This window comes from Butyrivibrio sp. NC3005 (genome assembly GCF_000424545.1).
Lineage (GTDB): Bacteria > Bacillota > Clostridia > Lachnospirales > Lachnospiraceae > Butyrivibrio.
On record NZ_KE384208.1, the window covers coordinates 93489 to 116797 of the forward strand.

18 protein-coding genes are annotated in these 23309 nt (G+C 34.6%); all 18 read left to right on the forward strand.

Features of this window, described 5'->3' with window-relative positions; genetic code table 11:
• Window positions 1-119: 119 nt before the first annotated feature.
• The 18 genes from G634_RS0116975 (at window position 120) to scpB (ending at window position 23024) form a co-directional block, all read left to right on the forward strand.
• A complete protein-coding gene (locus G634_RS0116975; protein WP_026506272.1) occupies window positions 120-764 on the forward strand; it encodes a redox-sensing transcriptional repressor Rex in 645 nt (214 codons plus the stop codon).
• A 35-nt stretch (window positions 765-799) separates the two neighbouring features.
• A complete protein-coding gene (locus G634_RS19845) occupies window positions 800-1459 on the forward strand; it encodes a hypothetical protein (RefSeq protein WP_051234237.1) in 660 nt (219 codons plus the stop codon).
• 37 nt (window positions 1460-1496) lie between these two features.
• Window positions 1497-3092, forward strand: coding sequence for a bifunctional ADP-dependent NAD(P)H-hydrate dehydratase/NAD(P)H-hydrate epimerase (locus G634_RS0116985; protein WP_026506273.1), 1596 nt, complete (start codon window positions 1497-1499; stop codon window positions 3090-3092).
• Window positions 3093-3121: 29 nt separating this feature from the next.
• Window positions 3122-4282, forward strand: a complete 1161-nt coding sequence (gene alr / locus G634_RS0116990; RefSeq protein ID WP_026506274.1) for an alanine racemase — start codon at window positions 3122-3124, stop codon at window positions 4280-4282.
• 99 nt (window positions 4283-4381) lie between these two features.
• Window positions 4382-5710 (forward strand): hypothetical protein, encoded by a 1329-nt coding sequence (locus G634_RS20640; RefSeq protein WP_051234239.1) that lies wholly within the window; start codon window positions 4382-4384, stop codon window positions 5708-5710.
• Window positions 5711-5871: 161 nt separating this feature from the next.
• The gene (locus G634_RS19855; protein WP_155830625.1) at window positions 5872-7332 is read left to right on the forward strand and encodes a hemolysin family protein; all 1461 of its coding nucleotides are present in this window, start codon (window positions 5872-5874) and stop codon (window positions 7330-7332) included.
• Between the two features lie 87 nt (window positions 7333-7419).
• Entirely contained in the window at window positions 7420-8160 is a 741-nt protein-coding gene (locus G634_RS0117005) for a YebC/PmpR family DNA-binding transcriptional regulator (protein WP_026506275.1), read from the forward strand.
• Window positions 8161-8488: 328 nt separating this feature from the next.
• On the forward strand, window positions 8489-10693 hold the full coding sequence (locus G634_RS0117010) for a hypothetical protein (protein ID WP_196805407.1): 2205 nt from the start codon (window positions 8489-8491) through the stop codon (window positions 10691-10693).
• Between the two features lie 32 nt (window positions 10694-10725).
• On the forward strand, window positions 10726-13659 hold the full coding sequence (locus tag G634_RS0117015) for an insulinase family protein (protein ID WP_026506277.1): 2934 nt from the start codon (window positions 10726-10728) through the stop codon (window positions 13657-13659).
• Between the two features lie 23 nt (window positions 13660-13682).
• Window positions 13683-14609, forward strand: coding sequence for a GTPase Era (gene era, locus G634_RS0117020; protein ID WP_026506278.1), 927 nt, complete (start codon window positions 13683-13685; stop codon window positions 14607-14609).
• Window positions 14610-14611: 2 nt separating this feature from the next.
• A complete protein-coding gene (gene recO / locus G634_RS0117025) occupies window positions 14612-15289 on the forward strand; it encodes a DNA repair protein RecO (RefSeq protein ID WP_051234241.1) in 678 nt (225 codons plus the stop codon).
• Between the two features lie 209 nt (window positions 15290-15498).
• Window positions 15499-16086: a hypothetical protein gene (locus tag G634_RS0117030; RefSeq protein WP_026506280.1), complete on the forward strand. Its 588-nt coding sequence runs from the start codon at window positions 15499-15501 to the stop codon at window positions 16084-16086.
• A gap of 26 nt (window positions 16087-16112) precedes the next feature.
• Window positions 16113-17531 (forward strand): glycine--tRNA ligase, encoded by a 1419-nt coding sequence (locus G634_RS0117035; protein ID WP_026506281.1) that lies wholly within the window; start codon window positions 16113-16115, stop codon window positions 17529-17531.
• A gap of 92 nt (window positions 17532-17623) precedes the next feature.
• A complete protein-coding gene (gene alaS / locus G634_RS0117040) occupies window positions 17624-20356 on the forward strand; it encodes an alanine--tRNA ligase (protein ID WP_026506282.1) in 2733 nt (910 codons plus the stop codon).
• 149 nt (window positions 20357-20505) lie between these two features.
• Window positions 20506-20682, forward strand: coding sequence for a 30S ribosomal protein S21 (rpsU, locus tag G634_RS0117045; protein ID WP_022755619.1), 177 nt, complete (start codon window positions 20506-20508; stop codon window positions 20680-20682).
• 72 nt (window positions 20683-20754) lie between these two features.
• The gene (locus tag G634_RS0117050) at window positions 20755-21621 is read left to right on the forward strand and encodes a metallophosphoesterase (RefSeq protein ID WP_026506283.1); all 867 of its coding nucleotides are present in this window, start codon (window positions 20755-20757) and stop codon (window positions 21619-21621) included.
• Window positions 21622-21625: 4 nt separating this feature from the next.
• Window positions 21626-22462 carry a segregation and condensation protein A gene (locus G634_RS19860; protein ID WP_081676705.1) on the forward strand — a complete coding sequence of 279 codons (837 nt, stop codon included), beginning with the start codon at window positions 21626-21628 and terminating at the stop codon, window positions 22460-22462.
• Complete coding sequence (gene scpB, locus G634_RS0117060; protein ID WP_026506284.1) at window positions 22455-23024, forward strand: SMC-Scp complex subunit ScpB; 570 nt, start codon at window positions 22455-22457, stop codon at window positions 23022-23024. Before G634_RS19860 ends, scpB begins: the two co-directional genes overlap by 8 nt.
• Window positions 23025-23309: the final 285 nt, after the last annotated feature.

A 23309-nucleotide genomic window follows, 5' to 3' on the forward strand; every position in this document is an offset into this window, starting at 1 on the left:
GATTAATATTTAACAAAGATGTATAATAGATAAGTAGGTTTGCGTCCGCTATAGATAGAAAATATCTATGATTCAGAGTGGATGCAGAGATTATAATCTTGATATTAGGAGAAAGGCGCATGAGTAAGGAAATTTCTCAGGCAGTTATAAGCCGCCTGCCCCGTTATTTTAGATATCTTGGTGAACTTAGAGATCGTGGTGTTGAACGCATTTCTTCTCAAGAGTTAAGTGAAATTATGAAGGTTACTGCATCTCAGATACGACAGGACTTTAATAATTTTGGCGGTTTTGGACAGCAGGGTTATGGTTATAATGTTGAATATCTTTATGATGAAATAAGTAAAATATTAGGTATTGATAAGAAACATCAATTGATTATCATCGGAACAGGCAATCTTGGTATGGCTCTTGCAAGATATACCAATTTTTCAACAAGAGGTTTCGTTTTTAAAGGAGCATTCGATTCTAATCCTGAACTTTATGGCAGGAAAATAGGCGAGGTAACTATAAGACCAGTTGAAGAGATTGAAGAGTTTGTTAAAAATAATAATATTGATATAGCGGTTTTGACTATTCCAAAAGACCAGGCTACGCTTATGGCTGAACGTCTTGCAAAATGTGGAATAAAGGCTATTTGGAATTTTGCCCATGTTGATCTGGAAGTACCTGAAAATGTGCAGGTTGAGAATGTACATTTATCTGACAGTCTTATGAAATTGTCGTATAATATTAATCGATATGAGCATATGCACAATAAGAAATAATCACAGATAATCCATTATTCAAGAGCGAGGGTCTTATGTCAAGAGAAGAAGATGTCTACATGCCGGCTTTACAGGGAAAACATATTCCAATTTTAACTCAGGATGAAAAGTGGAAACTGCTTTTTGGCGAAGAAGGAACTACGCCCGAAATCGATGAACTTGAGAAGGAGCTGAATGAACTTTTGGACAGGCAGTCAGAACTGCGCCAAAAGAGTAAGGATATTAAAAGACTTAAAAAGACTCTGCTCGATGAAGTTATTCATCTTAGCGACCAGCTTCATAAAGGCGTAAAAGGGGCGGAGACAAAACTTGATGAACATAAGCGCCTTATTGAAGAATGTAATGTTAAAACTGATGAAATTGCTGAGCAGCTTACTGCACTTCCAAGACAAATATATGACACGAATTTTAAATTGATGGTAGAAACGATGAATATATGCTACGAGAAAATGCATCGTAATACTGATGAAATTAATGTTATAGATGAATGGCTTGTCAAAATGCGTAAAGAGTTAAAAAAACAAGTGATTCGTTTGCAGGAAGGTGAGATGGAAAATTTCAACATGTATTCTTACATGAGACAGATTTTTGGCCCTGATGTTGTTGAAATTTTTGATATGCAGTATGATCCTGAACGTGAGCATAGGATTAGAACTCCAAGTATGAGAACCAGACAACAGGAAAAAATGTTATAGATAATATGTCGTTTTTTTTCATCAAGGGAGAAAAAATATGCAATATTTGGTTACTGCTAGTGAGATGAAAAGATGTGATCAAAATACAATCGATTGTTTTGGAGTTCCTTCGATGGTTTTGATGGAACGGGCTGCAATGGCTGTTGCAGTTAGAATTGATGAATGGAAAAGAAATTATATTGCGGCCAGAACATTAAATGTTCTGGTCGTATGTGGTGGAGGCAATAATGGCGGCGATGGAGTTGCAATAGCTAGAATTCTGTATCATCATGGTTATAAAGTTCAAGTTGCTTTGATTTGTGATTTAGAGAAATGTTCCGATGAACTTAAACAGCAGCTTTCTATTGCTAAAGCATATGGAATTCCAATAGACATTTTTTCCAAAGTATGTGTCAGCAATTCCCAATTGGAATGGGATATTATTGTAGATGCATTGCTTGGAATCGGTATTTCAAGAGATCTTGAAGGCGACTATGAAAAAGCAGTAAGTTATATCAATGATTTTCATAACAGTAAAAAAGGTTCGTGCCTTGTTATTTCTGTTGATATTCCATCGGGAATTGATGCTGATAGCGGCAGAGTATGCAAAATAGCGGTTCGAGCTGACAAGACGGTTACATTTAATTATGCTAAACTTGGGCATATTCTTTTTCCGGGAAATGATTATGTGGGAAGGTTATATGTTGAAGATGTAGGAATTACTGTTGATGGCTTTTTGGGCACACGTCCAAACGGTTTTTTCTTTGATGAGACACCGGATGTGCTTTTATCACCTAGAAGAAAAGATGGAAATAAAGGAACTTTTGGCAAAGTTCTTGTAATAGCTGGAAGTGATAAGGTAAGTGGAGCTCTTGTTCTTTGCTGTGAAGCTGTACTAAGAGCTGGAGCTGGAATGGTTAAAGCTTTTACCGACAAAAATAATCTTAATGCTCTGCAATACCATTTGCCAGAAGCAATGTATGATACTTATGATTCAGAGTATTTTGAAATAGATAAAGATAAGATGCTTGAGAACCTTTATAAAAGTATCAATTGGGCTGATGTGATTGTAATAGGACCTGGACTTGGAATTAGTGATAATTCTTCTTTGATATTGAAAGAAGTGCTAAGAAACTGTGAAAAAGATGTGGTTTTAGATGCAGATGCGCTTAATCTTATATCTGAAGATAAGGAATTATTAAAGCTTGCGATGTCTTTTAAAGACAGAATAGGAAAGAATATGATTTTAACACCGCATATTGGTGAGTTTAAGAGATTATTTAGTGCGTCATTTTCAAATGATTTGGAGACTTCATATATAAAAACTCATATTCTAGAGCTTACGGGTAAAATTGCAGATTGTTTTCATTGCATAGTTGTTTGCAAGGATGCAAGAACAGTTGTAGCTAAATGTGATGACGAAAAAAGATATATTAATATTTCTGGGAATAACGGAATGTCGACTGCGGGTTCAGGCGATGTACTTGCAGGAATTCTGGGGGCTTTTTGTGCTAATCAGACAGATGTTTTTCGTTTATGTTGTACTGGAGTTTATATTCATGGTATGGCTGGAGACAGAGCAGCGCAGGAACTTGGAGAATATTCAATGACTGCGGGAGATATTCTAAGGGTTCTTCCTTCAGTTTTACCTTGAAAATATGAAAATAAGGGAAGTTTTGATTTATGAATTTCGAAGAAGTTGCTGATAAACAGCGTGTTTATGCAAAAATTGATTTAAAGGCAGTTCGTCTTAACATGGACAATATGCATAAAAATCTTTCTGATAAAACTAAAATGATGGCTGTAGTTAAAACAAATGGTTATGGTTTTGGAGCTGTTGAAATATCTAATATGCTCGAAAAACTGGACTATATTTGGGGATATGCTACAGCGACAGTTGAAGAAGCTTTTGAACTTAGAGAAAATGGCATAAAGAAGCCTATTCTTATTTTGGGATATGTATTTCCATATGCATATGAGAAAATGCTTAGAGAAGATATTCGACCTGCTGTGTTCAGGTTTGATCAGTTGGAAGAGCTTAATGAATGTGCGAAGAAGATAGCACTTGAGGGTTCGGTTAAAAAGAAGATTCATATAGCTGTTGATACCGGAATGTCTAGAATTGGTATATGTCCTGATGAGAATGGGGCAATGTTTGTAAAAAAAGCTTTGAATATGTCAAATCTTGAGGTTGAAGGTATCTTTACCCATTTTGCAAGAGCAGATGAGGCTGATTTAACAGATGCACACCACAAGAAAGATGTATTTGCAGGTTTTGTTGAAAAAGTTGAAAAAGAAAACAAAATTAGAATTCCGCTTCATCACTGTGCAAATTCTGCAAGTATAATTGATATGCCGGAAGCTCAAATGGATATGGTTCGTGCTGGTGTTACGATGTATGGAATGAAGCCTTCTGATGATGTTAAGGTTGAAAAGATCGGTATTACTCCAGTATTGTCACTTATTAGTCATATTGCATTCATTAAGGATGTCCCAGAGAATACTCCTGTAAGTTATGGTGGCACTTTTGTGACTGACAAAGTGACTAGAATAGCTACAATTCCTGTTGGTTATGGCGATGGGTATCCAAGAAGTCTTTCCAATAAAGGATATGTTCTTATAAGGGGACAAAAGGCAAGAATTCTAGGAAGAGTCTGCATGGATCAGATGATGGTAGATATATCAGATATTCATGGAGCTTTAGAAGGTGACAAGGTTACTCTCATAGGTCAGGATGGAGAACAGTATATTTCAATAGAAGAACTTGGTGATATGAGCGGACGTTTTAATTATGAACTGGCTTGCGATTTGAATCACAGAATTCCAAGAGTTTATGAATATTGAAATGACTAGTTTGCGTATTTTTTGACCGTAATATCTTCCTATGGTATCATGATAATAACGTGTTATATTTGCATGATACTATGGGGAGGAAAATATATTATGATTTCTTTAATATCATTGTTTGTTGCTGTTTTTCTTACCCTTTTTAAGTGTTTGTTTTGGATTTGTAAAAAAGCAGCATATTATCTTTTTATCGCATATAGATTCCTTGTTGCGATTGTTCCCATTACAGCAATTGTTTGGATAATCTTTTTTGCTTTAGAGATTGGCAGTGAGATTACTCATAATGATTACATTCCAAAGCCACTTCCTTATTATCTCGAAAGTACATCTCTTGCTCAAGCTTCTTCTTCGAAGATTTTTGATGCAGAGTCCTTTCAGAATGGAAAAAAATCTATAAAAAAACGTATAAATGATTCAAATAGTTCTGGGAAAAAAAGTATTGATCAGCACGCTCGAAAAGTTAATGAGTCTATTCAAAAAAATATCAATAATCAGATAAATAATATAGCTAATGATACCAAGAAAACGATTGACGAAGCATTTACTGCATGGTGGTCGAGAAAAGTTGAAGAATTAAAACAACGCGAAATAAGGAATTTACTTATTGTTTTGGGATATGTTTTGCTTATTCCTGTTTCGATTATATCTTTTTCTGTATCAGCAGTTTTTTCAGCTGCTAGTTACCTTGAAATTGCTATTATTTTTGATATGGTGTGGTACGCAGTAGCGTTTTGTGCTTTTAGAAAAAGACCTGTGCAAGTGTTTGATGATAGACTTAGGATACTTTTTCCAAAACAGGCAAGACAAAGGGATATAGATAGATATGAAGGATCATATGCGAGTTGGCTAAGACGTCATCATAATGATTTTGATGATGATACATTTGACGGAAAAGAATATGATAATAACGAAGAATATGATGATTGCGAAAAATATGATGATTCTGAGAATGATGAGTACGAAATTAGTCAAAAACATAAAGGTTTACACCTTGGGATAAGACGACATCCTTCGCGAGGCAAATTGAAAATAACACTTGAATATGATGATTATTTTGATAAAAAAGATGATATGACAGATTCGTATAATAATTTTGAAGATCAGGATATGGAAGATCTAGAGTACGAAAATAGTGATTATCTTGAGAATAATGATTATTCAGGTAGTCGTGATTGTTATAGAAAATGTAATTATCAAAAAGAAGTTAGAGATAGCAAGATAGACAATTATGATGAAAAAGAAAATAACAAAAAATCTTTTGATTTTTTTGCGGGATGTAATACCAGAGAGAGTATAAAGAAAAAATACTACGTTCTTGTTAAATTGTATCATCCTGATAACCTAGACGGTGATACTTCTGCTTTATATGAGATTGTACGACAGTATAAAGAAAAAATGAAAGAAACTGTAACAGAAAACAGTTAGCTTGACTAGGAAGATTCAGAATGATATAGTTTAATTTGAAATTTTGTGTCAATTATTTGATTGATACAAAGTTTCATAAGCTAAGTAGCAGTTTCAAATTTTATGAAAGGAGAAGCTACATTAAGATGAAATCATTGTTATATTAACGATGAAACAGTAACTTGAATCGTGATATTATAGATTATCATCTTACATATACAATTTTGTATATGGTTATAGTAGCAGATGAATATATGGATGATGGTGGACCCTCTGCAACAGCACTTATTTTTTTGATGCTGTTGTTGTTCATGGACATAATGGTCTATGGATTTGGTGCGGCCATACATAATTTGAAAACCGAAGATTTGGGTTCCGAGCCCGAGGATGATTCGGATGAATCAGTTAAAGGAAAAAGCAGCTTGCCTGAGCGCACTAGAAAGTTTTTATTAGAAGTAATAGAAAAACCTACGAAATATGTTAATACAGTTCAGCTTTTGGTTTTTTTATGTAATTTTGTTGTCGGAAGATTCTTTATAAGTAGTATTTCAAAAGTCTTCTTACCTTTCGCTAATAATTTTTCGTCAGTTGCAGGAAATGTGATTTCCGAGATTCTTGCCATAGTATTACTTTTATATATCTTTTTGTCGATAGGCGTTCTACTTCCTAAAATAGCAACAAGGCACAATCCTTTGGCTTTTGCTAGATTTTTTGCAGAGCCTATAAGAATAATTATGGTTATTCTAAGACCTATGACATTTATTGTTGAATATACGGTTCATGGACTATTGTATTTAAGTGGAGTAAGAAATTTTGAAGATGAAACAGATGTAACAGAAGAAGAAATACGTTCTATGGTATCTGAGGGTCAGGAACAGGGCGTACTTGAGGATGCAGAAGCAAATATGATTTCTAATATCTTTGAGTTTTCTGATAAAGAAGTCAGAGATATCATGACTAATCGAAATGATTTGATAGGTATTGAAGGAACACAAAGTTTAGACGATGCAACAACATTTATGCTTCAGGGTAACAATTCGAGATTTCCTGTTTATTTGAATAATATAGATCATATTATTGGAATAGTTCATATAAGAGATGCTATGAAGAATTTGTCTGAAGAGGATAATGCTAAAAGGCAGATTCGTCAGATAAGAGGACTTATGAGACAGCCAATGTATGTTCCGGAAACAAGGAAAATAGAATCGTTGTTTCATAGCATGCAATCATCTAAAACTCAAATGGCGATTGTAATAGATGAATATGGACAAACAGCTGGTCTTGTAACAATGGAAGATATTTTGGAAGAAATAGTCGGAAATATCATGGATGAGTATGATGAGGATGAGGTATATATTGTTCCTGGAAAAAGAATGGGTGAATTTATTGCTCAAGGAAAGACACCTGTTGAAGTTATTGAGAAAAGGTTTGATATAACTTTTCATCAAAATGAATTTGAAACTCTAAATGGTGTTCTTATTTCCAAAATGGATAGAATTCCAGAAGAAGATGAGAAATTTGAGTGTGTTATAGAGGGGTATTTATTTAAAATACTATCTGTAAGTAATCATATGATTTCAGATGTTTTGATTCAGAAGCAGATGACAGATGAGAAAGCTCATAATGATTACAAAGAAGAATGATATGAATAGTTATTGCTTACGGTATTTGTATACAAAATGTCAGCAGTAGCTTTTAAGATTTATATAATTAGAAAGGAATTACAAGAAATGTCAGGACATTCTAAATTTGCTAATATTAAGCACAAGAAAGAAAAAAATGATGCAGCTAAGGGAAAAATTTTCACAGTAATAGGACGTGAAATAGCAGTTGCTGTTAAGGAAGGCGGCCCAGATCCTAACAATAACTTCAAGCTTGCTACAGTTATTGCAAAAGCTAAGGCTAACAATATGCCAAACGATACAATAGAGCGTGGTATTAAGAAAGCTGCTGGAAATGACGGAAGTGTTGATTATAAGAGCGTAACATATGAAGGATATGGCCCTGGCGGAACTGCTATTATTGTTGAAGCACTTACAGATAATACTAATCGTACAGCTGCTAATGTTAAGAGTGCATTCACAAAAGGAAAGGGTTCCATGGGAACACCTGGATGTGTATCATTTATGTTTGATCAGAAGGGTCAGATTATCATTGATAAAGAAGAATGTTCAATGTCAGCTGATGACCTTATGATGGCTGCTCTTGATGCAGGAGCTGATGACTTCAATGAAGAGGAAGACAGCTATGAGATTTTGACTGCTCCAGATGCTTTTCAGGCAGTGGTTGAAGCTCTTAATAAGCTTAATATTGCTCAGGTATCTGCAGAGATTACAATGATTCCGCAGAACTATGTTCAGGTTTCTGATGAAGAGAACGTTAAGTGTATTCAGCGTATACTTGACCTCCTTGATGAAGATGATGATGTTCAGAATGTATATCATAACTGGGATGAGCCTGAAGAGGCATAATAGCACAGAATTAAACATTGTTATAAGAATATAAATTAGAAAACCCTTTTCAGGTGTAATTGTTCACGACTTCTTGCTCTTTATGAAAACAAGAACCAATGAGTGATTAATACATTTGAAGAGGGTTTTAATTTTTTTGACATAGCTTTGATCTGGTAGCATTTTTGTGATTTAGTACAATTTGTCTTTGGCAAAGAGTATGCTTATCCACACATTTTCTTCAACTTGATTTGAAAATATGATATACTTCATTAGTAAAAGTGTTTGTTACAGATTGAAAGCTGTTAATGGCAGAAAAATGTGGCAGATTGCAGAAGGGGGAATTTCAATGGTATTGAAAAAAAATGCAGCTTCTTATATTGTCTGGATGATGTTTGTGGCATTTAATATAATAATGGTTGTTGCGTTTAGCATATATTCGGGGTTATTTCCAGTAGCTAAAAAAATGGAAACTGCAATATTTACTGGAGCATTTACATCATTATCAGCATGTATCTGTCTTGTAATATCATTTTTAATAAGTCGTCTTAGTGAGTTTTTTCGTCCGTTACAGAAAAAAGCAGACGTGCTTTCGAGTTGGTATAGAGTGATTATGCTTATTTTGATACTTGCAGGCGATTGGATTAGAATTGTATTGCTGAAAAAAGCTAAGTTTTCGATCGGGGCAGGAATGCAACTATTCAGACAGGCAAGTGTTAGAAAAAGTAGCATGACTATTACAACGCCAGATATTTGGCATGTGATTTATATAAAAATTCTGCGTGGAATACTGTACTTTACTGGTAACCTTCAAAGCACAGCATTAGTGTATCAACTTGTATTGGAATTGTTGAGTATTTTTATATTTTCTATGGCTATTAGATTATTTATGGGCAAGACTGCTTCAGTAATTACAATGGCGTTATTGGTGTTTCTTCCTGTGTTTTCGGAGAATCCTCAGAATTTAAATGCTTATGTTTATACTGAGCTTTTTATGGCTGTTGAAATATTTGCTATAGGTGTATGTATACGAATTATCCGTGGACAAAAGCCATTTAAAAAAATTTTGATTCTACCATTTTTGATTCTTGGTTCTTTTTTTGGTTTTATGTTTTATCTTGACGCAGGCACCATATTAATAATGTTGCTGTTTGCATCATTTTTATTTAGTTATGATACATCAAAGAAAAAAATCTTGGGAGCTTATCTGTTTTTGTTTGTAGGAATGATAGCTGGTTTTTTCATTGGCATTGTATCAATTAGCAATCTGAGCGGAATAAGTGTACAGAAAATTATATATTTATGGAAAAAAAGCTTTTTTGATAGTAATTTATCTTTCGAGGGGTTTAATAGTATTGGTAATTTTGGGATTAAATTTTATGCACTTCTTTATCTTATACTTGCACTTGTATTGTTGACTGCTGTTTGTAGTTTTATTTTTCAGGATAATATCACAACACTTACGCCATGGATGATTTTGATGCTGGCATCAGTGTTTGTTTCACCTATGATGGGCAATACACTGATTAATACTCTGAAAATATGGACGGCTCTTGGGGCATCAGTTATAGCTGGCGGATTTGCATGCATGCTTCATATTGAAAATGAATATATGATAGATATTGTTTCTGAGAAGGAAAGAGTGTCAGGAAAGCTTGAAATACAGAATGCTGAAGAATATGATACATCTCAAAATGAAGCATATGTTCAGAAAATAGATAAAGATGAAAATGGTAAAGAATCAGATGTTGGCACTGTTTTAAATGACTATAAAATAATAGAAAAAACTGATACTACAGAAAATGAAGAATTAACAGAAAACGCTGATACCGAAGAAAATGAAGAATTAACAGAAAATGGCGATACTACAGAAAATGAAGAATTAACAGAAAATGGCGATACCGCAGAAAATGAAGAATTAACAGAAAATGGCGATACTACAAGAAATAATGAAGAATTAGAAAGTGCTGATACTCCAAGTAATAACGAACAGACAGAATATAAAGAGATTGCTAATATTAATGAATTAAAAGAGAACCTAAAAAAAGTAGTTGACGAAGTAGTTCATAACAATATTGCGAAGGAAGAAATGATTGAAGATAATCAAAAAAACTCAGAAAAAGTTAATGAACGTGTTGAAGATTCTAAAAAATATGAAGATGAAAAGGCATCATGCGATGATTTAGAGGATTTGTTTGTAACAGGAGAGTCGTTTGTTGAGGAACAGGCTATCGATAGTTTCCTTGACAATGGCAGTTCAAAACCACTTTTTGTAACTGATTATAGTAGCATCTCTTCAGAAAAGGGTGCTGTATCTAAGAACAAAGAGGAAAAGGTAACAAGAAAGAGAGAAAAGGCAGAAAGCGCCAAAGTTCGTTTCATACCTGAAGGAATGGTTGTTCCCGAAGATAATGAAGAAGACCTTGTTCCTCATCCACATCTTTCAGGTTTTAATGATTCCAAAAAGAAAGTTCAGAAACTTAAAGTTGGAAGAAATATGGATAGAAATGAATTTGATTTACCATTGAAATCAGGAGATGATTTTGATGTTTGATAGAAAAAATGTATATTAAGGAGAGTAGTACTGTGAAAGTTGAAGAGTTAAAGACCTATGAAGTATTAGAGCATAGAACAATAGGTGATTTAAACAGTGATAGCTATATTCTGAGACATAAAAAGACCGGTGCAAGAGTTGCACTTCTTTCAAATGATGATGAAAATAAGGTTTTTTATATTGGATTTAGGACACCTCCAACAGATTCTACAGGTGTTGCTCATATTATCGAGCATACTGTATTGTGTGGTTCTAAAGATTTTCCAGTGAAAGATCCTTTTATTGAACTTGCTAAAGGATCGCTTAATACTTTTTTAAATGCAATGACTTATCCGGATAAGACAGTATATCCCGTTGCAAGTTGTAATGATGCAGATTTTCAGAATTTAATGCATGTTTATTTGGATGCTGTTTTTTATCCGAATATTTATAAGAGTGACAGAGCATTCCAGCAAGAAGGATGGCACTATGAGTTGAAAAATGCAGATGATCCTCTTGCAATAAATGGTGTAGTTTACAATGAAATGAAAGGCGCCTATTCCTCAGCCGATGATGTTCTTGATAGATATATTATGAATTCACTGTATCCGGATAACACTTATTCCATTGAGTCTGGCGGTGACCCTGATGTTATTCCGGAACTTACGTATGAGCAGTATTTGGATTTTCATAGAAAATATTATCATCCTTCCAATAGCTATATTTATCTGTACGGAAATATGGATATGGTTGAAAAACTTACATATATTGATGAAAATTACCTTTCTAAATTTGATAATAAGAGTATCGATTCTAAGATATATGCTCAGAAAGCTTTTGAAGAGCCTAGATATATCAGTAAGCAATACTCGATTATGTCAGATGATAAGGAAAGCCAGAATACATACCTTTCAATGAACTGGTCAGTAGGGACATCACTTGAGCCTAAAGAATATATTGCTTTTGATATAATTGATTATTGTCTATGTTCTGCTCCGGGAGCTATTTTAAGGAAAGCATTATTAGATAACGGCATCGGAAAAGATGTTTATAGCGAATACGAAAATGGAATCTGCCAGCCTTTTTTCTCTGTTATTGCCAAGAATGCAGATGCTTGTCAAAAGGAAAAATTTGAGCAGATTATTTTTGAGTGCTTAAATAAAGTTGTAAAAGATGGTTTTGATAAGCGCTCTCTTGAAGCAGCAATAAATGCTGATGAATTTAAATATAGAGAAGCTGATTTTGGAAGATTTCCCAAAGGACTTTTATATGGGCTTCAGGTTCTTGACAGCTGGCTTTATGATGATATGAAACCATGGATTCACATAGAAGCCGGTGAAACTTATAAGATGCTTAGAGAAGAATTAAACACATCTTATTTTGAAGAACTTGTTCAGAAATATCTTATCGATAATAAGCATAGAAGTCTCTTTGTGATGGAGCCTGTTAAAGGTCTTACTGAACAAAAAGATAAGGAAAGAGCAAAACAACTGGCTGATTATAAAAAAACTCTTTCAAAAGAAGAAATAGAAAAAATTGTAAAGAATACATTGGAATTGCAGAAATATCAGGAATCATTAGATAATCCGGAAGATTTAAAGAAAATTCCTATGCTTAAGAGAAGTGACCTTAAGAGGGAAGCTGAGCCTTTCATTTATGAAGAACGCAGGGTTGGTGAAAATGTTCTTCTTTTCCATAATATATTTACAAATGGAATTGGTTATATAACACTTTCGTTCAACATTGATAATGTTCCTCAGAACCTGTTTCCATACATTGGTATTATGAAGACAGTTTTGGGAATGGTAGATACTAAAAACTTTACCTACAAAGATTTGTATAACGAAATAAACATTAAAACTGGTGGAATCACAGCAGGTATTAATATCTATACTGATTATCGAGATATGAATCAATTCTCTCCTCGATTTGAAATTATGGTAAAGGTGCTTCCACAGAATTTGAAAACAGCTTTTGATTTAATCAAAGAAGTTTTAATGACTTCGAATCTCGATGATATTACACGTATCAAGGAGATTTTAGATGAAAAACGCTCTCATATGGAAGTTGATTTGACTACAGCTGGTAATAGGGCTGCTGCACTTAGAGCAATGGCAGATATATCCTCATCTGCAGCTATAAGCGAGACAGTTTCTGGAATCACTGGTTATCGTTTAGTGGAAAAATTTTCTGATGCCTATGCTGATCTAGATAAAAAAGATGAGATGCATAAGACTTTGGTTTCAAATCTGCATGCTCTTATGAAAGTTATTTTTAGAAAAGAAAATCTTCTTGTAAGTTTTACTGGAACCAAAAAAGAGTATGGCGATATTGAGAACATAATCAGTGACTTTGCAAATGGTCTTTATACAGAAGAAGTAAAACTTGGTCATTTCAATCCTTCTGTTGGCAGAAGAAGCGAGGCGTTCAGAACACCAGGGCAGGTTCAGTACGTAGCATTGGCAGGAAATTTTAGAAAAGAAGGTAAAGAATATACAGGTGCATTAAGAGTATTGCAGAGTATACTGGGATATGGATATCTTTGGGATAATATTAGAGTAAAAGGTGGGGCTTATGGAGTATCTAGCGGCTATGGCAAAAATGGCGATTCTTATTTTGTAACATATAGAGATCCTCATCTTGCAAAGAGTCTTGAGGTTTTTGACAAAGTTGCAGAGTATGTTAAAAATTACGATGCAAGTGAAAGAGAAATGACTCAAAATGTTATTGGCGCTATTGCAGAACTTGATACACCAAAAACTCCTAGCGCAAAGGGAAGTTATGGATTGTCTGCGTATATGTGTCATGCTGATTATAATCTTATACAAAAGCATAGAGATCAGGTTTTGGATGTTACTGTAGAAGATATAAGAAAACTTGCTGATTACATTACAACATTTACAAAAGATAGATGTATTTGTGTTGTAGGAAGTAGCGAAAAAATTCAGAATCACGTAGAGATATTTGATAGTATTGAGCAGCTTTGATCAAAGCTGTATAGAGGTTTTATATGGAAGATAATAATTTTAGGACAGGATATATTGCACTCATTGGAAGACCTAACGTTGGAAAGTCAACACTTATGAACCATTTGATTGGTCAGAAAATAGCAATTACATCCTCTAAACCACAGACCACAAGAGGAAGAGTCCAGACAGTTTATACAGATGAGAAATGCCAGATGATTTTTGTGGATACACCTGGAATTCATGAGTCTAAAAATAAACTTGGAGAGTACATGCTACATATAGCTCAGAAGACTCTTGAAGATGTTGATCTTATTTTGTGGCTTGTTGAACCATCAACATTTATTGGAAATAGTGAGCAGTATATTATCAAACAGTTAAAAAGGTGTAAGCAGCCTGTTATGCTTATTATCAATAAGACTGACACGATTACCAAAGAAAAGCTGATTGTTTGCATGGATGAATATCGAAAACAAATGGATTTTGCTCAGATAATTCCTGTTTCAGCTAAAAAACATGAAAATATAGATACACTTAAGGAAGAAATGATAAAATTTCTCCCTTATGGTCCAGCATTGTATGACGAAGAAACTGTAACAGAAGAGCCAGAGCGCGATATTGCTGCAGAAATTATTCGTGAAAAAGCTCTTAGACTACTGAATGATGAAGTCCCTCACGGAGTAGCAGTGACTATTGAAAAAATGCGTGAAAGAGAAGGCTATGTTAGCGATGACAACAGACCTTTGCTTGATATTGAGGCTACTATTATTTGTGAGAGAGATTCTCATAAAGGAATAGTAATCGGTAAGGGTGGAAGTATGCTTAAAAAGATTGGAAGTAAGTCAAGAGAAGATATTGAAAAGATGACAGATTGCAAAGTTAATCTGAAAATCTGGGTTAAAGTTCGCAAAAACTGGCGTGATGATTCATCTATGATGAAACACTTTGGTTATGATGAAAGAAAAATTTAAAGATGATTAAAGAATCCTTGGAAGATGATGGAAAAAGAAAAGTTACAGGAATGATTTTAAAGAGAAGACCCGTTGGAGAGTATGATTTTGTAGTTACTATATTAACTATGGAAAGAGGTAAGATAACAGCATTTGCCAGAAGTGCAAGAAAACCTGAAGCAAAACTTTCCGGTAATGTTGAACTGTTTTCTTATGGAACCTTTACTCTGTTTGAAGGTAGAAATTCCTATACGCTTCTTGAATCTGAGATAATGAATTACTTTGAGTTTTTCAGAACTGATTTAACTTTAGTATGCTATGGGACATATTTTTTGGAACTTGCAGATTATTATTCCGCAGAAAATAACGATGATAGAGAACTTTTAAAACTTTTATATTTGTCTTTAACAGCTCTTTCAAAAGAAGTATTTGAAAAGAATTTTGTCAGATGCATTTTTGAATTAAGAGCGCTGGTTATAGAGGGAGAATTTCCAGGAATTCCCTCAGGAAAAAAATATGACGATGCTGTATATATGGCATTTGATAAGATTTATAATCTTCCAGTTACAAAACTTTTTTCATTTAAACTTGATCAGAAAGCATTAAAAGAACTGATAGAAATTACAGAAATGTATAGAAAGAGATTTGTTGATAAAAAACTTCATTCTCTTGAGATGCTTGATTTGCTTGTTGATTCATAAAAGGTGTTGAAAAAAACTAATTAGACTATTATAATCAAAAGGATTGTGCAGTTTAGGAAAAAATAATGAAATTTTTAGTGTTGTGAGTTAATATGTTGCTGCTCGAACATAATTGCACAATAAGTTGCTTTTTGTAAGAAAGCAGGCAGTAACATAAATATAATTGACAGCATGTACTATTGTTGAGAGGTTGACACAAAAAGAAAAGAATGAAACGATTTGAGAAAATACTGTTTAGTGGACTGATAATAGGAACACTTCTTGTAGGATGTGGTCAGACAAATGTAACAAAAGCCGATAAGACGACCATTGAGATTAGTAATGATGGTAGTATTATTCAGCAGATTGTTGAGGATTTTTCTGAGCCATATTATGATTTTTCAGAAATGGAAAAAGAGATAAATTCTGAAGTAAGTGCTTTTAATTCATCTAAAGGAAAAGATTTGATATCAATTCAGGATGCATCGAAAAAAGACAAAAAAGCGCGTGTTACAATGACATATAAGGATACAGATTCATATGGTGAATTTAATGATGTCGTGCTTTTTATGGGAAAAATGAAAGATGCAGTAAAAAAAGGATATAATATTCCTGTAAAACTTGTTGATTCCAATAAAAAGCAGGTTAATACTTCCGATTTTTCAGATGATAGTCAAGTTCTTATCTTGTCAGAAAAGATTTCAGTGTTAACATCAGATTCTATAGTGGCTGGCAGTATGGGAACAATATTTTCAAACTCTAAAAGTGTTGACTTGTCGAAAGTAACAGATGAGTATGCAGTACTAATTTTGAATTAATATATTTATGTAGGAGAAATGAAAAAATGAGAGCAGAAGAAAAGACAATGGACAAAGTAATTGCTTTAGCAAAGGGCAGAGGTTTTATCTATCCTGGTTCTGAAATCTACGGAGGTCTTGCTAATACATGGGATTACGGTCCGCTTGGTGTTGAATTTAAGAATAATGTCAAGAAGGCTTGGTGGAAGAAGTTTATTCAGGAGAGTAAATACAACGTGGGCGTTGACTGCGCTATTCTTATGAATCCACAGACATGGATTGCGTCTGGACATTTGTCTAGCTTTTCTGATCCTCTTATGGATTGTAAGGAATGTCATGAACGTTTCCGTGCAGATAAGATTATTGAGGATTTTGCTGCTGAGAACAATATAACACTTGAGTCATCTGTAGATGGATGGACAAATCAGCAGATGATGGATTTTATTAATGAGCATAATATTCCTTGTCCTTCATGTGGAAAGCATAACTTTACTGATATTCGTCAGTTCAATCTTATGTTTAAGACATTCCAGGGTGTTACAGAAGATGCAAAAAATACAGTTTATCTTCGTCCTGAAACAGCACAGGGAATTTTCGTAAACTTTAAAAATGTTCAGAGAACAACCCGTAAGAAACTTCCTTTTGGTATTGGTCAGGTAGGAAAGAGTTTTAGAAACGAGATTACACCAGGTAATTTCACATTCCGCACAAGAGAATTCGAACAGATGGAACTTGAATTTTTCTGTGAGCCGGGTACAGACCTTGAGTGGTATGAGTATTGGAAGAAGTACTGTGAAGATTTCCTTCTTTCTCTTGGTATGAAGAAAGATGAGATGCGTCTTCGCGAGCATGATAAAGCTGAGCTTGCATTCTACTCAAAGGGAACAACTGATATTGAATTCTTATTCCCATTTGGATGGGGCGAACTTTGGGGAATCGCTGATAGAACAGATTATGATCTTGGACAGCACCAGAATGTATCTGGACAGGATCTTACATACTTTGATGAAGCAAAAGGTGAGAGATATCTTCCATATGTTATTGAGCCATCACTTGGTGCAGATCGTGTAGCGTTGGCGTTCCTCTGCGCAGCTTATGATGAAGAAGAGGTTAAAGAAGGAGATGTACGTACAGTAATGCATTTCCATCCATTCCTTGCTCCTGTAAAAGTAGCAGTTCTTCCAATCAGCAAAAAACTTGGTGAGAATGCAGAGAAAATTTTCCAGGATCTTTCTAAGGATTGGGTATGTGAGTACGATGATCGTGGTTCTATTGGTAAGAGATATCGTAGACAGGATGAAATCGGTACTCCTTATTGTATTGCTTATGACTTTGATTCAGAAGAAGATCATTGCGTAACAATTCGTGAAAGAGATACAATGAACCAGATTGAATATCAGCCAGGTAACGTTAGATGGCCTATTTCCGAGCTTCATGCATTTTTTGAAGAAAAGCTTAGTTTTTAACTTTGTCGAATTCAATTTGCGTAACACCAAATTGAATTCAATAAGTTTTAACTATTATATAAAAGATCAAAATGATTTAAGGAGATACATAGATGAAGAAGTATGGAGTTAATGAACTCAGAGACATGTATCTGAGCTTTTTTGAGAGCAAGCAGCATCTTAGAATGAAAAGCTTTTCGCTTGTTCCACATAATGATAACTCTCTTTTAATTATAAATTCTGGAATGGCACCTCTTAAGCCTTATTTTACAGGACAGGAGATTCCACCAAGAAGAAGAGTAACAACATGTCAGAAATGCGTACGTACAGGCGATCTTGAAAACGTAGGTAAGACTGCTCGTCATGGTACATTCTTTGAAATGCTTGGTAATTTTTCTTTTGGAGATTATTTCAAAGAAGAAGCTATTCCGTGGGCATGGGAATTTTTAACAGAAGTTGTAGGTCTTGACGCTGATAGACTTTATCCTTCTGTTTATGTAGATGATGATGAGGCATTCAAAATCTGGACTGAGAAAATGCATATTCCTGCTGAGCGTATTATCAAGCTTGGTAAAGAAGATAACTTCTGGGAGCATGGTTCAGGTCCTTGTGGACCTTGTACAGAGATTTATTATGATCGTGGTGAGAAGTATGGTACAGGTCCTGAAGATGTTCTTGGTGGTGAAGGCGACCGTTTCATGGAGGTTTGGAATGTAGTTTTCTCACAGTTTAACAATGATGGGCATGGTAATTATACAGACCTTGTACAAAAGAATATTGATACCGGAATGGGACTTGAGCGTCTTGCTGTAGCTGTTCAGGATGTTGGTTCTATTTTTGACGTAGACACTATTAAATCTACAAGAGACGAAGTATGTGCAATGGCAGGTGGAATAGGCTATGAGCAGGGAAATACTCAGGAAAGTGATGTATCTGTCAGAGTAGTTACTGACCATATAAGAAGTGCTACATTCATGATTTCTGATGGTATAATGCCAAGCAATGAAGGAAGAGGATACGTTCTTAGAAGAATTATCCGTCGTGCAGTTCGTCATGGAAGAAAGCTCGGAATCAAAGGATCATTCCTTCCAAAGCTTGCAGAGAATGTTATCGCAGGTTCTAAAGATGGATATCCGGAGCTTGAGGAAAAGAAAGATTTTATTCTTAATGTTATTCGTCAGGAAGAGGATAAGTTTGAAAAGACATTTGAACAGGGACTTGAAATTCTTGATTCCATGCAGGAAGAATTAAAGAAAAATGGACAGAAGGTATTGTCTGGCGATGATGCTTTCAAGCTTTACGATACATATGGTTTTCCTCTTGATTCTACACAGGAGATTCTAGCAGAGAATGGTTTTGATGTAGATACAGAAGGCTTTGATAAAGCAATGAAAACTCAGCGTGAGACAGCAAGAAAAGCGCGTAAAGTTTCAAATTACATGGGTGCAGATGCTACAGTTTATGAAGATATAGATGCCTCTGTAAATTCAACCTTTGTAGGATATGACAAACTTGTAGCAGATGGAACCATTGTTGCAATGGTAGAACTTCATAGTGCAGATGAAGATAGTGAAAATGCTGTAAGTGACGCACTTACAGATGGAATGACAGGAGCTATTATCACTGATGAAACTCCATTCTATGGTACAATGGGTGGTCAGGTAGGAGATCGTGGTAAGATTTTCTTGTATCCTGCAGATGTTGAAAAGAATGAACATGATGCTTTTGGTTGCGACAGCCATGAGGATGCTGCTATAGCAGTATTCAAAGTTGATTCAACAGAACATGTTGCTGGTTCAAAGATTGCCATGATTGGTCATGTTGTTAAGGGAATGTTCAAGACTGGTGATAAGGTAACACTTAAAGTTTGCAAAAAAGGCCGTCTAGCAACCTGTAGAAATCATAGTGCTACTCATTTACTTCAGAAAGCTCTTCGTGAAGTGCTTGGTACACATGTAGAACAGTCTGGATCATATCAGGATACAGGTCGAACAAGATTTGATTTCTCTCACTTCCAGGCTATGACACCTGATGAAATTAAGAGAGTTGAAAATCTTGTTAATGAGAAGATTGCAGAGGAACTCGATGTAGTTACTGATGTTATGTCTCTTGAGGATGCTAAGAAGAGCGGTGCCATGGCATTATTCGGAGAAAAGTATGGAGACAGCGTTAGAGTTGTAAAAATGGGTGATTTCTCAGTAGAACTTTGTGGTGGTACTCATGTTTCTAATACACGTCAGATTGGATATTTCAAGATTCTATCTGAGTCTGGTGTAGCTGCAGGAGTCAGAAGAATTGAGGCACTTACAGGTGACAATGTTCTTGATTACTACAAAAAGATTGAGGAAGAGGCAAGAGAAGCAGCATCTCTTCTTAAGACTAATACAGATGGACTTATTGATCATATTAAAAAGCTTCAGGATGAACTTAAGGCTGTTAAGAGCGAGAATGAGTCTCTTAAGAGCAGTGCAGCTAAGGATGCACTTGGAGATGTAACAAGTAAAGCCAAAGATATAAATGGAGTAAAACTTGTTGCTTCATCTGTTTCAAACGTTGATATGAATGAATTGCGTGATCTTGGTGATTCTATTAAAGAAAAACTTGGTGACTGCGTAGTTGTTCTTATGAGCGATACGGATGGTAAAGTTAGCATTATGACTATGGCATCCGATGGAGCGGTTAAGAAGGGTGCACATGCAGGAAATCTCGTTAAAGCAATAGCTCCAATCGTTGGCGGTGGCGGCGGTGGACGTCCTAACATGGCTCAAGCTGGTGGAAAGAATGCTTCAGGAATTACAGAAGCACTTAATAAAGCAGAAGAAGTTCTTTCTGATCAGATTAAATAAATTTTTAAAAATAACTCTTATGATACTTGACGAATTAGAAAATAACGGTTATAATTGTCTTGTTATTCGGATGCATGAATCATATCTGGAATAGCAAATAACCCGGTCAGTCAGGTACTCGAAGGGACTGAAGGGAGGTAAGAGAGAATATGTCTACAGTAATCGTAAAAGAAAACGAAACATTGGACTCTGCACTTCGTCGCTTTAAGAGAAGTTGTGCTAAGGCTGGTATCCAGCAGGAGATTCGTAAGAGAGAGCATTACGAGAAGCCGAGCGTAAAGCGTAAGAAGAAGTCCGAAGCAGCTAGAAAGCGCAAATATAACTAAAAATAAGTCTTAGCCCTTGGTTTTTTGATATAAAATCAAGGGCTTTTTCTTTAGAGAAAAGGAACAAACACAATGAATCTGTTAGTAATTATCTGCATAATATTGCTCCTTTTGGTTTTAATACTTTCAATTAGTTTTTATGATACTCATCATTTTGTTGTGAGAAAATATCAAATAAAATCAGCTAAATTAAAAAAGAAAATTCGGATATGCCACCTTTCAGATATGCATGGTGTTATTTATGGAAAAGATAATTCCAGGCTGATGGATGAAATTGATAGATTAAAGCCGGATATTATTATTTCATCAGGCGATGTTATTAGTGCTGGAAATCCTGTTAAAACATGGGAAAATGAAAGAGTGTTTTTTGAGAATCTTGCCCAAAAGTATCCAGTATATATGGCAATAGGTAATCACGAGTATAGAACTAAGAAGATGATAGGAGATTACGGAGATTTTTATAAAAAATTTTCGGATGAAATACGTTCTATGGGGATTTGTCTTCTTGAAAATGAGTCGACATTTTTGGAAGAGTTTGGAATTAGAATCTTTGGTATTGAGATTGCACATTACTTCTTTGGGCATTTTTTTAAACATCCCATGGAAGATGAATATATGGAAAGAATGATTGGAAGTTCGGATACAGAATTGTTTAATATTCTGATTGCACATAACCCGATGTATTTTGAGGAGTATTCAAAGTGGGGAGCTGATTTGACGATGTCAGGTCACGTTCATGGAGGAATAATGAGACTTCCTTTTCTTGGTGGTGTATTGTCGCCTGCACTTATTCTTTTTCCTAAATATGATGGTGGAAAGTTTAGTATTGAAGAAAAATCAATGATTCTTTCGAGAGGACTTGGAACACATACAATAAATGTGAGAATATTTAACCCCGGAGAATTGGTAATTACAGATTTAGAACCTAAGGAGATTTGATTAGATGGCAATAGAAGTGAAATTGCAGGCTTTTGAAGGTCCTTTGGATTTGTTATTACATTTGATTGATAAGAATAAGGTTGATATTTATGATATACCGATTTCTACTATAACTCAGCAGTACATGGAATACCTTGAGCAAATGCAGAAAGATGATATGGATGTTGCATCACAGTTTTTGGTGATGGCTGCAGAATTGATGGATATTAAATGCAAAATGCTCCTTCCGAAAGAAAAAAATGAAGAAGGAGAAGAGGAAGATCCTAGAGCTGAGCTTGTTGAAAAACTATTGGAATATAAAATGTATAAATACATGTCATTTGAACTTCGTGATATGTTTGATGGTTCGGATTCTGTTTTCTTTAGAATAAAGAGTATTCCTGATGAAGTGGAAGCTTATGAAGCACCTGTAGATATGGAACAGCTTATTGGTGACAATACTCTGTCAACACTAAATAAAATCTTTAATGATTTATTAAAAAGACAAGAAAATAGAATAGATAAAGTTAGAAGCAGTTTTGGAAGAATAGAAAAAGAAGAAGTTGATATTGATGAAAAAACGCTATTTATTCGCGCGTATGTTAGAAATCACAAGAGCTTTAGTTTTAGAAAACTTCTAGAATCTCAACCTACAAAGACTGAAGTTATAGTGGCATTTTTAGTTATACTTGAAGAAATGAAGCTAGGAGAAATCTCGATTGAACAGGATGGTACTTTTGCAGATATAATAATTACTTCGAATAAATATGGTGAAGAATTCGATGAGGATGAAGAAAAAGAAGTGCGGGCTAAAATGAGAGATGATATTGGAGAAGCTAAAGAGGTGATTAAGCATGAATAAAAAAGAAGGAGCAGCTGCAATAGAAGCTATTCTCTTTACCATGGGCAATTCAGTGGAGATTGCTAAATTATCTAATGCCCTGGAAGAAACAAAAGAAGAAGTTGAAGAACAAATCGCATATCTTGAGGATAAGTATAAGAAAAATGATAGCGGGATAGAATTGATAAGACTTGAAAGTGCAGTACAGCTTTGCACCAAAAAAGCGCAGTATCCTTATTTGATTAAAATTGCCAGTACTCCGAAAAAGTACAATCTAACTGATTCTTTACTTGAAACACTTTCTATTATTGCATACAAACAACCTGTGACCAAGCTAGAAGTTGAAAGAATAAGAAGTGTTAATTCTGATCATGCAGTCAATAGACTTGTTGAATTTGGCCTTGTTCAAGAACTTGGCAGAATGGATGCGCCGGGAAGACCGATTCTTTTTGGAACAACAGAAGAATTTTTAAGATGTTTTGGGGTAAGATCAATCGAAGATTTGCCATCTCTTGATGCTGTGAAGGTAGAAGAATTCAAACAGGAAGCAGAGCATGAAGTAGATGTAAAGTTGGATATATAACAAATAAAGATAGAACTTTCAGGTATTTGATGCCGGACAACATACTGATAAGTAAAAACAGATTGTTTTTCGTTTTGTTGTTATTAATGATAACATATAATAAAAAGCTGTCATAAAAGAAATAGGAGTTTCTTTTATGACAGCTTTTTTATGAAAAATTTTCAGAGAAAAGCACAAAATAAACATATACTTTTATAAACGTCTAAAAATACTTTGTTTATTATCAAAAAAGATAAATAAAAAGCTGAAGCTATCGCGGTCGTCCCAAAATTATAAAGTATAAAC

Excerpts from the sequence above, each read along its gene's own strand:
- G634_RS19860 (WP_081676705.1), top strand. The coding sequence starts at position 21,626 with ATGGCAATAGAAGTGAAATTGCAGGCTTTTGAAGGTCCTTTGGATTTG.
- scpB (WP_026506284.1), top strand. The coding sequence starts at position 22,455 with ATGAATAAAAAAGAAGGAGCAGCTGCAATAGAAGCTATTCTCTTTACC.
- G634_RS0117050 (WP_026506283.1), top strand. The coding sequence starts at position 20,755 with ATGAATCTGTTAGTAATTATCTGCATAATATTGCTCCTTTTGGTTTTA.
- G634_RS0117030 (WP_026506280.1), top strand. The coding sequence starts at position 15,499 with ATGAAACGATTTGAGAAAATACTGTTTAGTGGACTGATAATAGGAACA.
- G634_RS0117010 (WP_196805407.1), top strand. The coding sequence starts at position 8,489 with ATGGTATTGAAAAAAAATGCAGCTTCTTATATTGTCTGGATGATGTTT.
- alr (WP_026506274.1), top strand. The coding sequence starts at position 3,122 with ATGAATTTCGAAGAAGTTGCTGATAAACAGCGTGTTTATGCAAAAATT.
- G634_RS20640 (WP_051234239.1), top strand. The coding sequence starts at position 4,382 with ATGATTTCTTTAATATCATTGTTTGTTGCTGTTTTTCTTACCCTTTTT.
- recO (WP_051234241.1), top strand. The coding sequence starts at position 14,612 with ATGATTAAAGAATCCTTGGAAGATGATGGAAAAAGAAAAGTTACAGGA.
- G634_RS19845 (WP_051234237.1), top strand. The coding sequence starts at position 800 with ATGTCAAGAGAAGAAGATGTCTACATGCCGGCTTTACAGGGAAAACAT.
- G634_RS0117005 (WP_026506275.1), top strand. The coding sequence starts at position 7,420 with ATGTCAGGACATTCTAAATTTGCTAATATTAAGCACAAGAAAGAAAAA.
- G634_RS0117035 (WP_026506281.1), top strand. The coding sequence starts at position 16,113 with ATGAGAGCAGAAGAAAAGACAATGGACAAAGTAATTGCTTTAGCAAAG.
- G634_RS0116985 (WP_026506273.1), top strand. The coding sequence starts at position 1,497 with ATGCAATATTTGGTTACTGCTAGTGAGATGAAAAGATGTGATCAAAAT.
- rpsU (WP_022755619.1), top strand. The coding sequence starts at position 20,506 with ATGTCTACAGTAATCGTAAAAGAAAACGAAACATTGGACTCTGCACTT.
- G634_RS0116975 (WP_026506272.1), top strand. The coding sequence starts at position 120 with ATGAGTAAGGAAATTTCTCAGGCAGTTATAAGCCGCCTGCCCCGTTAT.
- alaS (WP_026506282.1), top strand. The coding sequence starts at position 17,624 with ATGAAGAAGTATGGAGTTAATGAACTCAGAGACATGTATCTGAGCTTT.
- era (WP_026506278.1), top strand. The coding sequence starts at position 13,683 with ATGGAAGATAATAATTTTAGGACAGGATATATTGCACTCATTGGAAGA.